The organism is Dehalogenimonas etheniformans (assembly GCF_014672715.2).
Classification (GTDB): domain Bacteria; phylum Chloroflexota; class Dehalococcoidia; order Dehalococcoidales; family Dehalococcoidaceae; genus Dehalogenimonas; species Dehalogenimonas etheniformans.
Map to the genome: position 1 here is coordinate 1,445,185 of NZ_CP058566.2, position 13,371 is coordinate 1,458,555.

The following is a 13,371-nucleotide window of genomic DNA, read 5'->3' on the forward strand; positions in this document are numbered from 1 at the left end:
ATTCAGGAATTCATTTGATGCAAAACGTTATTTCTTATAGGCTCCTGACGATGAAACAACGTTGTAGTCCTGGCCAAATACGGGGAGATTCAATTCCCACCAGCTGTCTGGTTCTTTACAGCCATAGTCAAAAGTCTCAGCCATCTTATAGAAGAATCCGTTAAAAAGACCGGTCGTGGAGATCGTGCTTTTAATTATCCCGTGTACCATGGCTCCCCTATTCACTGTAAAAGTGCACTCGCCCCAGCATAGCATACAGGCACCATTTTCATTGGTATAAGTTCGGCATATTGGAAAATCAGTGTAGAAGGCTTTGGTCCCCTTAACAGAGAATATGTTTGGTTGACCATTCACTAACGGCATTTCCCAAGATGAATCCTTTTCCTGAGAAATTGCTCCTGGGGGGCAAAAATTAGCGCATTTGTGACAGCTATGACAGAATCGATACATACCAGCGTCTATGGGCTTTGTAGGTGCTAATGGCAGGTCTGTGCCAATAGAATACAGACGCCCAGGAGCTCCATATTCAGGTGTAAGGGTGTACAGTTTCTGTCTCGATGCTTCGCCGACACCACTCATTATGGCCGGAGGCCCGCCAGAGTCAAGGTACAGTCCGTCGTTACCGATTATCGCTACCTGCTGATAGCCTAAAGCCCGTAAAAAGTTGAAAGTACATGCATTTAACACGCCGACAGTGGGAAACGTATTTCGATTTGCCAACAAACTCAATGCTGGAGCTCTACGGAAAAGTTCATTAGAACCTTGTGTAGAGACACTTATTTCCCACATTTGCTTTGTCGGAAATACCAGTTTCCCGTTGGGATTAGGAGTTTCATAGGCTCGATCAACATCCTCGTAGACAATAGGGCGAGCAGTTTTTGGATCCTTTTCGCCGTGAGACAAAAACACATGTTTGCGTTCATGATCTGTCACGTCAAGAAAACCTACCAATGAGCCACCGTACAGTCTTATGGCTGAACGCATCATTTGAGATGCTTCCTCAGGAGAACCGGTCCACTTCGGAATTCCCATTTGTTCCGGTGTCTGAGATGGGATAACATTTTTTCCATTTGTCCCTGCCCACCCAAAATCGCCAGCTTCCCGACATATGTTCAAGGCCGTGTCGCCACTATATAAGGCCCGATCCTTATGGCGATAACCCAATTCATTCGCATCATATCGAGCTTTGTTGGCAGCATTGCCGATGGCTGAAGCTTTATCCACCCGATCGCCATAATAGATACGATTAATTTCTGCACGTTGTGCTTGCCTAAAACCAGCATGTCGTTCCATCATGTCCCAATCGATTTCGATCGTAGGTTCATCGACCTGTTTTACCCACCAAGGGCGGCCTGGATTGGCCTCAGATGAAGACATCAATTCATCCAAGTCATGAAATACCGGCGCAGCGCCAACCACACCGCCCAAACCTGCACCCGCGAGCCCCAATACTTTCATGAAATCCCTGCGACTGACTGTGCTGTGGAAACTAGACATGGTCTCTCCTTTCGAGTATTTACTTTTAAATTAAAGATTACAACCTTGAGGTCAAATGTAAATACGCATCTATGCTGATTTATTTTTATTAATCTCTGAATGAACGAAGGGATTAATAAATATATATCTGGTTAATGATTTTCTAACTAATATAATCCACGGTTGGCTGGATATGAGCCAGTTTGATTGCATCGCGTTTCCATGAGTCCGACTCTCCGAGGAGGACGCTGCCGAATTAGCAAAAGAGAGGCTCTTGAAGCCTCTCTTTTGCTCTAGTTCTGATCCAATCCAGGCTTTCCGCGTTTCAGAGAGAGTCCGACTCTCCGAGGAGGACGACCTGAAGGGTTAACCGCATTCGAGGAGCTAAATGGAGTCCCTCATGCGTAGTCTCCATCCTAATTAAGGTTCAGCACTTGTTTCAGAAAGACCTAGTTCGTGACGATTACAGTTTTGGATTTAGCTGTCTGACTGGTCTGGCTTCTATGTAGCCACGATAACCCATCGGTTCAAGTTGGAAACGTGGACCGTCATTGTCAGCCCATTCGAAGCCATAAATTGTTGGATCATAGGTTTTCATTACTTCCCATAAATCACTGATCGCGTCCTCGAACTTTGAATCATCATACGACTGCCCTTGAAATACCATCATCTTACATGCTGGAAGAGAAATCATGTCAAAACCTTCAGGCACAGGACCGTTATATGAACTCGGCATTTCAACACCTTGAGCGTATACGGAGGTCCCCGGCACGATCAGATTGTCGGGTAGCCACATCCCCATTGGTTCATATAGTGCATCTTTAATGTTACTGAGGGTATCCCAAACCTCACACCCAACTTCTTCACAGTATTCAAAATAATGGGATGCCTTCCGGCCACATTTCAGAATCAATTTACGTTCAGGCCGATCAATTACCTGGACGAAAACGGTATTGTTCTTGCTCTTTTCCATTTCAAGTTCTCCATTCTGTTTATTGAGATAGTAGTTGGAGTCACGAGAGGGAAGAAACAGCTTCAATGGCATCTTTCGCCTGCGGAATTCACCCGGTGGCACACCAAACTGCTTTGAAAAAGCCCGTGTAAAACCCTCATGCGATTCGAATACAAAATCAAAGGCGACGTCGATTACCTTGCAGTCACCACCAGCTAGCTTGGTGGCTGCCGCCGACATACGCATCGCCCGTATGTATTCAAACGACGTCTTGCCAGTTACCTCCTTGAAAATCCTGGCCGAATAGAAGGGAGAATAACCAGCAGCCTGGGCGAGTTGATAGAGCGTTATCGGCTCTTTCAGCCGTTGCACAATGAACTGCTGCATCCGTCGGACAGCAAGGACCTTTTCTCGGTTCTCCATCACTACTTCGTTGAAAGTATAGCATCCAAGTAAGTGGCGGAACTTGACCGGGATTGCTCAGTTTATCGGTTTCGTAAAACAACCGGGGGGCTTCATCAGCCCCTCGGTTGTTATCGTCTCATCCAGCCACAATTAGATATCCGTCGCGTTTCGGAGAGAGTCCGACTCTCCGAGGAGGATGATGCTTAATAGAAAAAGAGAGGCTTTAAAAGCCTCTCTTTTGTTTTGATCCTTAGCCAATCCATGCTCTGTCGCGTTTTAAGCAAAAAACGAAACAAGAACATTTTCGTTTTATATTAGACACTAATGCAGGATGGTTCTACAATGTTTAACATGAGATCTGTTTGCATAATTGCGTTATTGATTCTACTAACCTTCACAGGTGTATCGTGTGCCCAATCGAACACAGGGTCTCAGGAAGGCGGACAAAAAGTAGCCCTAAAATTTGTGAAGCTGGAGGCTACTTATCGGTTTGATGGGATTCCAGAGACCTTAAAAGTAACGAGTACCACTTCCGTAGGCAATGACTGGAAGTACACCATCGAATATGATAGTAGACACGCCGGTTACGGAAACCGGACCGGGCAGGTACTCGCCGAGGTATTAACCCATCATACTGCCGAAGTTACCGTCCAGGCTGGGAAGGTAACCAAAGCTATTATGGATCAGCAATGGGATATGATTAACCAGCGGCTGGATGTGGAAATCAAACTGGCGCCCATAGACGAGGTTAAAGTTTATATTATGAAATCTAATCCCCCGCAGATAGGCGTATATATCAAAGGTGGTTTATCCGATGGCTGTACTACCTTTCACAATATCGAGACAACCAGAGAGGGCAACACTGTCAATATCAAGGTGACTGTCCAGCGGCCTAAAGGAGTCGACTGCCCAGCGATATATACCTGGTTTGAGAAAGATGTTAACCTGGGTACCGATTTTGCTTTTGGTACCATTTACACCCTGAATGTTAACGGCTATAGCACCACATTCAGTGGCACCTCTGAATAATGAAACTCTAATAATTCAGACTAGGACAATACTCTCATCTAATCTATTATTAGTCGCGTCTCGTAAAATAGTCCGGCAAGATGATGAGCAAGTTAAAAAGCAGACCGAGACCTTTTAACTCTCGGCCTGTCCGGTTCTTACCCATTCCAGGATAGGTCGCGTTTCGGAAAGAGTCCGACTCTCCGAGGAGGACGTCCTAACAACAGACCGAGAGTTGTACGCTCTCGGTCTGTCTAATTATTAACCAATCGAGGCTTAGTCGTGTTTCCGGCAGAGTCCGACTCTCAAAGAAAGACTGGAAAGGTCTACTCGATAACTAAAACCGAATGTGTTCGTTGTATCATTTAGTTGGGTACTGCGGAGACCTAAAATGAGATCTTAGTCATTTGTGCTGCTTAGCGTAACAATTTCGTTTTTACTCTTGGGGGCATATTCCTCGAAAAAGTATTTTGTGGAATCTCATTATGAAGAATTTGCCGCGGTCCAAGACACTATTAGCCGACACGTCAATAGAGCATCGATGTTCCTCTCGGGTTTCATTTACAGTGACGCTATGGTCGAATCAAACGACAGGTTTCAAATGGTCAGAGTCAGCACTGATCAGAGATCAAAACTTGGTGGAGCAATCTAACCACAAATATGTTCCTCCCAGGACCAAAAAATAGTCGGGGCAGCCGGAAAAGAGATTCGGACATTTAAGACAAAAAAATAGACACAACGATGATATCAATGGAATATAGCCAACTATGAGAAGGCGGGTAAAAGGATGCCTTTGGACTCTTCTTGACGGTAAATGTAAAATAATACACCTTGTCAATGTGGAAGATGATAATTCGGTGATCTAATCCTGTTAAACGGTCACTGCCATCCCATAGATCTGTCCCAGAGCTAGGGAGGCAAGTAAATGAATCCGTTCAGATCACGTTTAGATTGTGTAGGATGTGAATTGGCAGTATAAAAATAAGAGAGAGAGCCAATCCGACGTGAATGAATCTTAAATTATTGTAAATTGGAGATACCGTTCCGAAGCGTCTCATCAGGCCGGTTGCGACGATACCAGTAATTATCAAGTACATCGCCAATCCAGTACCGAAGTCCGGGGCAAACTCGGTCGGACGGCCTAATTGCTGGGCGAAGTGAACCGAGATCATACCGAAAGCAATGAGGTTACCAAAAACATGTACGGTTAAAATCGTGGCGAATGGAATCTTTGATTGCCGTTTCAGAACTGAGTAAAGAGGGACGAATATTGTCAAATACCCGGCCCCAATCCAACTCAGCCAGTGTGTAAAAGAAAAGGATCCGATATCGAAACGCAAATCCCACCATCTAAAGTAGGTACCGATTGAGAGGAATATGAGCGAGAGGATAATAGCTAACGCCACCCCGATTTGCAACCAATCGCGTCTCTGTTCCATTCTCCACCTCACGGAATGAATATCTCACGCTCGACCATACACTTTGAATATTACCAAGATATTTGTTGAACTGCACTTCGACTATTGATCGAATTTTGATTGGTTTTGGCTTTACCCACTTCATACAAAAACGCATTTCTGGCTTAAAACCGTCGAAGACCAGAACTAAGGACGGAAATTGGCATAACAGCCGGCGGCAACTATTAAGACTTGGCAAGTTCCACTGAGATCGGCTTCTCCACATAACCGTTATGGATTTCAACCTTTGAATGCAAACTCATCGACTGACCTCATAAGCCCGTTACTCATATATTCTGAGATCCACTCCAAGAAATATCGCGTTTCGAGAGAGTCCGACACTCCGAGGAGGACGATGCCGAATTAGCAAAAGAGAGGCTCTTGAAGCCTCTCTTTTGCTCTAGTTCTGATCCAATTTAAGTACGTCCGCATTTCGGAGAGAGTCCGACTCCCCGAGGAGGACGAAATTTTATCGCCAGACCGAGATCTGGACAATCGCCTCCCTGAGAAATGCGATGTTTAGTCTAACAAACGCAGAAGCCTTAAAAACCTCTACGTTGCACTGGTTTTTAATTAGTTCAATAAGTCCATTTTAGGTTCTGATTCTACCTCAATGTACATTTGGTTCGATATACATACTTTAGTTCCAGGCTCAATCCAAAATGCTTAGATAATTAAGCCTTTAGGACGATGTATTGTTAGACCTATAAATTTAAAAATGTGCCATAAATACACAAAGGGGGTTAAAGATGTCTGTATTCCATAGCACCATAAGTAGACGGGAATTCATGAAGGTTCTCGGTTTTGCTGGGGCCGGCACTGGTGCTGCTTCGCTCGTTGCGCCTATCTTTCATGACCTTGATGAGGTGATTTCTTCCGAGAGCGCTGGTTGGAAACGCGCCTGGTGGGTTAAATCTGTCGATGAGCCCACAGTAGAAATTGACTGGGGCCAGGTCAAAAGGTTTGACCATAGGGTATCTGCCCACGCCTCTTGGGCTAACGCACAACATTGGGGAAAAGAAAGATGGAATCAAGCCGCAAAAGAGGGCGAAACGAAGGCTGCTGCGCTCATCGGCACAAAGGGCTATAAGTTGCGCGATTACGCACTGGCTGCAGGAGGAGGTGTCTATTCCAGTTATCGGTTAACATGGAATTGGGATTTCACCGGTTCTGATAAAACCGCTACTCCTGAAAGCCTCAATATGCCTAAATGGCAAGGAACTCCAGAGGAAAACGTTCGAATTATACGTGCCGCGGCTAAAAACTATGGGGCTGGGCAAATTGGCGCTGCTGAACTTTCGGGCCATGAAAAGAATCTTGTGTATACGTACAATCGGACCGGTCCCTTGGGCTCCAGCACCTCCGACAGCTGGATCGACAAACCTTGGCCCCCACCGCCAGGCTATTGGCGAAAGATCGATTTTGAAAATGTAGACGTGGGATATACAGAGTCTTATGAAGGCGTGAAAGACGTGCGCTTAGTGTTACCAAACAAAACTCTCTGGGATATTGGTATCATGATCCCGATGGCCCGCGAGTCTTGGAGCACCTCTGCTGATGGGATAACCTCTACCCAGTTATCATCAGACGCCAACGGAGCTCGCTATCGGATGTTCCATCAGTCATTGCTTCCGAGTCTCCAGGGATTCGTTCGAACACTAGGTTACCATAGCTACGGCTATGCAAAGAAGGATGGACCCGGTGGCTTAATGCCTTCGGAAGCCAGCGCCGTACTGGGCGGCGTCTCCGAAATGGGCCGAAGTAGTGAGATTTGCATAAACCCCGAACACGGCTCGGTAACGGGCTACTATAGTATGCTCACTGATCTAGAGCTTGAGCCAGCTAAACCAATCGACGCCGGTATCTTCCGCTTCTGCCATACTTGCCGGATGTGCGCAAACACCTGCCCAAGCCAATCAATTTCGCACGATTCCGAACCTTCTTGGGAAATACCAAACTTCGACTATAAGGTACCCAATATGTGTTCGGTTCCAGGGAAGAAACTTTTCTGGATTAATATCACCTCCTGCCAGGCATCACGGAGCTATACAAACAACTGCCCACAGATCTGCCGTGCGGTTTGCAACTTTAATACCAGTTCAGCAGCTATGGCCCACGAACTTGTCAGGAGCACAATATCCACGACCTCGATATTTAATGGTTTCTTCTGGCAAATGAGCAAGACCTTTGGTTACGGAACATTGGATCCCGAAAAATGGTGGGAGATTGCACCAGACTTACCAACTTGGGGCACGGATAGCACGCTATTCACTTCTGCAGGTGCGTATAAGCGCTAATTCTCTTTATTGAAAAATATTTCATCGGACGAAGGGAGAGTTTTCTCTCCCTTCGCTTTTTCTATTTGACGCGGTTTTAGGCAGATTTTAGGTTAGAGTAGGTTCAGAATGCTAAGATGATTAGTCCTTTGTGCGATGCTTTAACAACGGGCCGAGAGTTGTATGCTCTCGGTCTGTCCGGAGCTTAACCATTCCATACTCCGTCGCGTTTCCGAGAGAGTCCGACTCTTAGGAGGACAAAATTCTAACACGAGACCGAGAGCCTTAGACTCTCGGTCCGTCTGGTTCTTAGCCAATCCATCCTCCGTCGCGTTTCGGAGTGAGTCCGGATCTCCCTCGAGGGGTTAATAAGACGAATAAAATAACAATACTGGCTCCTCATAAAAGCCAGCATTGTTATTTCAGAATGGAATGGAACTATTTTCGATACCCTCCATCATAGGAAACGATGGTGCTATCGAAACCCATAATCGGAAGTGACTGATCCCACCAATCTTCTGGATTATAAAGGCCGTAATCAAAAGATTTACTCATCGAGTAGAAAAACCCATTAAATAGCCCGGTTGCAGCTGCGGCGCCTTTGACTAATTCATGGACCATCGCGCCACTTCCAACCATGAAAGAACAGTTACCAATGCATTGTTTACATCCATGGCCAGCTTCATATATGTAAGTCCAACAAAGAGCCCCGTTTCCGAAATATGATTTCCTACCAAGGTGGTGCATTATATTCTCTTTCCCGTCAACTGGAGGCGCTTCCCAAGAGGGATCTCCCATTGGGATTGTACCCGCTGGACAGGTCTCCGCACACTTCCCACACCTTTGACAGAAACGGAAAATCCCGGCATCGATAGGTTTTGTTGGAGCAACAGGTAAATCTGTAAGTAACGTCCAAGATGAATGCGCCAAAGCCATTTCAGGAGTCAAAGATAATACACCCTGGCGATTTTCTTCAGCAATCCCTCCAAGTATTGCTGTGGAGTTATCTGGCACTGCATCCCATCCATCCTGCATCGTACCTAGAGTCTGATACCCCAAATAACGCATAAAATACGAAAAGGAAGGGTAGAAAAGAACCCTTAGGTTATCATGCGGACCCCTTCCGTTTGCGAGCAACGATGGAGCAGCTTGATATTGGTGTTTGCCCCCAGGGAAATCAGCACATATCCAATACATGTTTTTTAATGGGATGACCAGTTTTGTGGGCGTAGAATAACCCAAATCAACATCTTCATATACGATTGGATTCGTCATCGCATCGGTCCAATTGGATTTGTCGATGTACATTTCTGTATTCTGCCAAACGTTTCCTCTTGAATGTGAGTTTACGACTTTTGTACGCATCCTCTGATCCAACTCACCATACCCAAATAAAGCGCCCCCAAAAAAACGCATTGCAGCATTGAGCATGCGGCTCGCTTCCTCTGGCGTCCCGGTCCATTTGGGTTCTCCTCTTTCTTGGGGTGTCTTGGCGATAGTGACGCCCTTCGCTCCCGTCCAGGATCTTTCAACATCTTTTCGAACTAGAGTCAGGGCTTGATCTCGGACAGTGAATCCGGATTGACCGGCAGCCATTCGCTTAGCATTCTCGGCCGCTCCTTTGGCCTGACAAGTCAATACTCTATCTTTGCCGTAATACATAGCTCGTACGTAGGCCGCTTGGCCTGAAAATCGAGGATCATAGCGATTTGGGGTCATTTCCCAGTCAACTTCTACTGTGGGATTGTACAAATCTCGTTCTTTCACGTACCAAGGGCGACGCTGGATACTTTTCTGTGACGATATAAGTTCATCAACATCATGGAAAATCGGGGCTGCCAGAGATGCACTACCGATGCCGGCACCGACTAAACCAATAGCTTTCATAAAGTCTCTACGACTTACGGTACTATGAAATAATGACATGATATTCTCCTTCACAATTACTGCTTGTTTCAATGCTGCATTGGATAGCTAAAGTCAAACTTTACCTTCTATAACCACCATCGTATGCAATTCTTGTTGTATCTACACCTTGAGCAGGAAGAGATAAATCCCACCACTTTTCGGGATCCATTTGCCCATATCCAAAAACTTCGCTCATGTTGTAGAAAAAACTATTGAAGATATTTGTCGAAGCCATCGTGGTTTTGACGATTTCATGGACTAATGCCCTGTCGTTATTGTTAAAAGGGCAGACAGCGTAGCAAATTTTACAACTGCTGTTGACGTATCCATTTTCTTGGCTCCACATGGAGCAAGTTTCAGTATCCTGCCAAAAAGCCCGAATACCCTTTGGATGGAAAATTGTTGGTTTCCCTTCCACCATCGGTTGGTCCCAGGTGGGTTCTTTTTCATTGGAGATAGCGCTTGCGGGGCAGCTTTTAGCACACTTCCCGCAACTGTGGCAAAACTGCCAAATACCGGCATCTATTGGCTTGGTAGGAGCTAGAGGTAAGTCCGTTAAAAAAACGAACATACGACCAAACTGACCGTATTCCGGTGTAATAGTGTATAGCTGTTGCCGCGTGTGTTCACCGACGCCCGACAAGACCTCGCCAGGCCCGCCGGCAATTGGCTCGTCGCCATCTACATGGTTGGTCAACATCTGATAACCCAGGTATCTTTGGAAATTAAAGGAATGGCAATACGTGTTCATATTGACGTATGCCCCACCAACGTTACCCACAGAGCCCAGGGGGGATGGGGCACATCGAAAAAGTTCCTTTGACATTTGGGTGAAATAGGCGACATACCACATCGGTTTGGTGGGGATAACTCGTTTGCTGGTCGTTTCATACCCCTTAACAACATCCTCATAAACATAGGGAGGCGCCGCACTTGCCGGAGGAGGCCATGAGTCAATGAAATTTGTGCCTGAAGTCGATGCGCGAGGATAAGCCAAAACGATCTTATCCCTCATACGTTGATCTAGTTCCCCATAACCAACCAGGGTGGCGCCACGGTGCCTGAGAACAGCCGTTAGCATCTGGCTTGCCTCTTCGGGTGTGCCAGTCCACTTGGGCTCTCCCCTTTCTTCTGGGGTCTTGGCTTGAGCGATGCCAACGGGTCCATTTGCCCAGGTATGAGCGACATCGATTTTGTAGGGTACTTCACTCAAAGCCCGCGCTCTATATGTATAACCAGGCTCATTGGCAGCGACGCGTTGAGCGTAAACCTCCGCGTTCTTCTTAGCAGCGTTAATTACACGTTGTTTCCCGAAGTATTGGGCACGAGAGTAGGCGGTTTGCGATGTGAGTCTTGAATCGTACCGTTCAAGCATGGTCCAATCAACGTCGATAGTTGGATTATAAATTTCTCTATCCTTGACGTACCACGGGCGTTTCTGGATCGATTTTGATGAAGCCATTACTTCGTCTAGGTCATGAAAGGTTGGCGAAGTCAATGCAGCCCCTCCAAATCCCACTCCAGCAAAACCAAGTCCTTTCATAAAATCCCTTCGGCTTACTGTGCTATGAAATACCGACATTTTTCCTTCTCCTTCTTTTTGAATCGTTTTGTCGTTTTGGGATAAAATAAGCATGGGAAGGTCGTTAAATTCTGACCCTCATCCGGCAGTTTTTACGTTCTTCCTTTCTGGCGGCCTCTCGAACAGGCCGCCGGTTTTTTTTGTTTTTACGCGCTAAAAATATAAAAGCACCTGCACAGTCTTGATGCCCCTTTTTGTTCTGGTAGGCAACTCCTTACCGCTTAAAACGCGACGTGTCTATATTTGGTATTTATTTCTCATCTGGTGGTTTTATAGGCTACTTTTTGTGAAGTTGCATCGTCCTTTGGTACTAGTACTGCATTGTACTTTATGCCGATTTCTATTTTGTTATTACCTTCTAAACGAGTTAATTAACGTTCCGTTATGTCATTTATGGCACCTATTGTATAGACTCTTCATGCTATGATGTATGCAGTTGAGGTCATAAAGGACTGATGAATAATTCCCAGCGACTCGAGTCAGAGTTAAAATATCAAATTCTCTTTGATAACGCTGACGATGCGATATTGGTCTGGAAGGTTAACGAGAAACTCAATGAGTTTGTTGTAATTGAAGCTAATCAGGTGGCATGTAACCGTTACGGATATGCGCATAATGAGATTATCGGCCTGACCGGAGAACAGTTGAACACTCCTGAAAGCCTTTTAAGGAATAGGTATGTTGGTGCAGCCCTCGCTAGAGATGGGCATGTCACCGCTGAAATTACCCATTTAACCAAATACGGTAAACCGATCCCTAATGAGGTGCGCTCCCACCTATTTTCTCTGAACGGAGAACGGGTAATCATCTCTGTCTGCAGGGATGTTTCCGAGCGCAAAGAACTCGAAAGACAACGCCAGGAACTCCTTCAACAAGAGCGTCGGCTCCGTGAAAAAGCTGAGGCGGACACGCTGATGAGGGCTAATTACGTCCGTGCGCTGGCTCACGAGTTGAAAACACCACTCACATCGCTCATGGCCTCCAGTGAGCACCTGATGGATGTACTAAAAGACGGTCACCTTAATGAGTTCGCCAAGAATATTTGCTACGGAGCGGAAAGAATCAACAACCGCATCGAAGAACTACATGACATGGTACGCCTCGAAAGTGGAAATTTTAACCTACCATCATATCCAGTCGATATGAAGCAACTACTTCTTGACGCGGTCGCTTTCGTTAAACCCACAGCGGTTAAGGGCAAGATTTCTCTTGAAATCACAATTCCAAATGAATTGCCTTTGGTTTGTGGCGATACCGAGCGTTTGCAGCAGGTCGTACTTAATCTGCTGAACAATGCCTTGAAATACACCCCTAAGGGGGGGGCGGTCTGGCTTAAAGCCTCAGTTGGACAAAAGGGGCTCATAGTCGAAGTAGGAGACACCGGATGTGGCATTCCAAAAACGGATCAAAATGATCTATTCAAGCCCTACAATCGACGACATCCTAAACAGCAGAAGGTTGATGGGCTGGGTTTGGGACTAGTTATCGCAAAAGCTATCATCGAACGATACGGCGGACGAATATGGTTAGACAGTCAGCCCGGCAAAGGAAGTAGGTTTTTTATCGCCATGCCCATAATCACCCCGGAGGCTAATTGTGAAGGCGCTTGTAATTGACGATGATGATGGAATAATCCAGTCAGTTTCACTATGCCTGGGGCTGATCTGGCCGGATTCCGATATCAACTGGTGCCATCTAGGAAACGAAGGGATTAGTATGGTCCGGGAGACCTCTCCCGAATTGGTAGTTCTCGATCTTGGTCTGCCCGATATTTCCGGATATGACGCCCTGAAATCAATCCGCTCTTTTTCAAAAGTACCGGTCATCGTGCTCACCGTTCGAAGCGATGAAGATGATGTGGTTAGAGCTTTCAAACTAGGGGCCGATGACTATATTACCAAACCTTTTCGCAAGTTTGAGTTCCTTGCCAGGATTCAATCGGCCCTTTCCAAGTTTTATCCTAGAGCGGAGGATACCGGCAGCATAAAGACAAAATATGGCAACCTCCAATTCGACTCAACGCTCAAACAGCTTATCTACAATGGCAAGACAATCAGCTTGACCTCGACTGAAAGTAACACCTTGCGCATTCTCCTTGACCGCCAAGGTAAAATCGTAAGTTATAAAGAAATCGAACAAGAACTCTGGGGACATAACGTTCCAAATTCAGTCAAGGTAATCCGCGTTTATGTGAATCGGCTGAGAGAAAAACTTGAGCTTAATCCCAAAAATCCAAGACTAATTATCACCGAACCGGGTATTGGTTATTCGATTCATCCGACTGGCCCTAGGTCGTAACTTCAAAGC

9 protein-coding genes are annotated in these 13,371 nt (G+C 46.0%); 4 read left to right on the forward strand and 5 right to left on the reverse strand.

The features are described 5' to 3' along the window. Positions 1–27: 27 nt before the first annotated feature. Entirely contained in the window at positions 28–1,497 is a 1,470-nt protein-coding gene (locus HX448_RS07180; protein WP_102329950.1) for a reductive dehalogenase, read from the reverse strand. Positions 1,498–1,939: 442 nt separating this feature from the next. After that, positions 1,940–2,851: a helix-turn-helix domain-containing protein gene (locus tag HX448_RS07185; RefSeq protein WP_102329949.1), complete on the reverse strand. Its 912-nt coding sequence runs from the start codon at positions 2,849–2,851 to the stop codon at positions 1,940–1,942. Between the two features lie 324 nt (positions 2,852–3,175). Here HX448_RS07185 and HX448_RS07190 point away from each other — a divergent pair, with 324 nt between their 5' ends. Then, positions 3,176–3,862 carry a hypothetical protein gene (locus HX448_RS07190; protein ID WP_190259851.1) on the forward strand — a complete coding sequence of 229 codons (687 nt, stop codon included), beginning with the start codon at positions 3,176–3,178 and terminating at the stop codon, positions 3,860–3,862. Between the two features lie 914 nt (positions 3,863–4,776). Here the strand turns inward: HX448_RS07190 and HX448_RS07195 are convergent. Then, on the reverse strand, positions 4,777–5,280 hold the full coding sequence (locus HX448_RS07195; RefSeq protein ID WP_102331872.1) for a hypothetical protein: 504 nt from the start codon (positions 5,278–5,280) through the stop codon (positions 4,777–4,779). Between the two features lie 767 nt (positions 5,281–6,047). On the opposite strand from HX448_RS07195, the gene HX448_RS07200 reads away from it, so the two are divergent. Continuing rightward, entirely contained in the window at positions 6,048–7,595 is a 1,548-nt protein-coding gene (locus tag HX448_RS07200; protein WP_102331873.1) for a reductive dehalogenase, read from the forward strand. 417 nt (positions 7,596–8,012) lie between these two features. Here HX448_RS07200 and HX448_RS07205 read toward each other — a convergent pair whose 3' ends face one another. Both HX448_RS07205 and HX448_RS07210 read right to left on the reverse strand, forming a co-directional pair. Then, positions 8,013–9,500, reverse strand: a complete 1,488-nt coding sequence (locus HX448_RS07205; protein ID WP_102331874.1) for a reductive dehalogenase — start codon at positions 9,498–9,500, stop codon at positions 8,013–8,015. Between the two features lie 61 nt (positions 9,501–9,561). Beyond that, positions 9,562–11,025, reverse strand: a complete 1,464-nt coding sequence (locus HX448_RS07210; protein ID WP_226846694.1) for a reductive dehalogenase — start codon at positions 11,023–11,025, stop codon at positions 9,562–9,564. 494 nt (positions 11,026–11,519) lie between these two features. Between HX448_RS07210 and HX448_RS07215 the strand changes: the two genes are divergently transcribed. Further along, on the forward strand, positions 11,520–12,680 hold the full coding sequence (locus HX448_RS07215; RefSeq protein ID WP_102331875.1) for a PAS domain-containing sensor histidine kinase: 1,161 nt from the start codon (positions 11,520–11,522) through the stop codon (positions 12,678–12,680). Beyond that, positions 12,661–13,362, forward strand: coding sequence for a response regulator transcription factor (locus HX448_RS07220; RefSeq protein ID WP_102331876.1), 702 nt, complete (start codon positions 12,661–12,663; stop codon positions 13,360–13,362). The genes HX448_RS07215 and HX448_RS07220 overlap by 20 nt, the downstream gene beginning before the upstream one ends. Positions 13,363–13,371: the final 9 nt, after the last annotated feature.

What these genes read in the sequence shown, in the direction of transcription:
- HX448_RS07180 (WP_102329950.1), bottom strand. Translation starts at nt 1,497, where the DNA reads ATGTCTAGTTTCCACAGCACAGTCAGTCGCAGGGATTTCATGAAAGTA.
- HX448_RS07185 (WP_102329949.1), bottom strand. Translation starts at nt 2,851, where the DNA reads ATGGAGAACCGAGAAAAGGTCCTTGCTGTCCGACGGATGCAGCAGTTC.
- HX448_RS07190 (WP_190259851.1), top strand. Translation starts at nt 3,176, where the DNA reads ATGTTTAACATGAGATCTGTTTGCATAATTGCGTTATTGATTCTACTA.
- HX448_RS07195 (WP_102331872.1), bottom strand. Translation starts at nt 5,280, where the DNA reads ATGGAACAGAGACGCGATTGGTTGCAAATCGGGGTGGCGTTAGCTATT.
- HX448_RS07200 (WP_102331873.1), top strand. Translation starts at nt 6,048, where the DNA reads ATGTCTGTATTCCATAGCACCATAAGTAGACGGGAATTCATGAAGGTT.
- HX448_RS07205 (WP_102331874.1), bottom strand. Translation starts at nt 9,500, where the DNA reads ATGTCATTATTTCATAGTACCGTAAGTCGTAGAGACTTTATGAAAGCT.
- HX448_RS07210 (WP_226846694.1), bottom strand. Translation starts at nt 11,025, where the DNA reads ATGAAAGGACTTGGTTTTGCTGGAGTGGGATTTGGAGGGGCTGCATTG.
- HX448_RS07215 (WP_102331875.1), top strand. Translation starts at nt 11,520, where the DNA reads ATGAATAATTCCCAGCGACTCGAGTCAGAGTTAAAATATCAAATTCTC.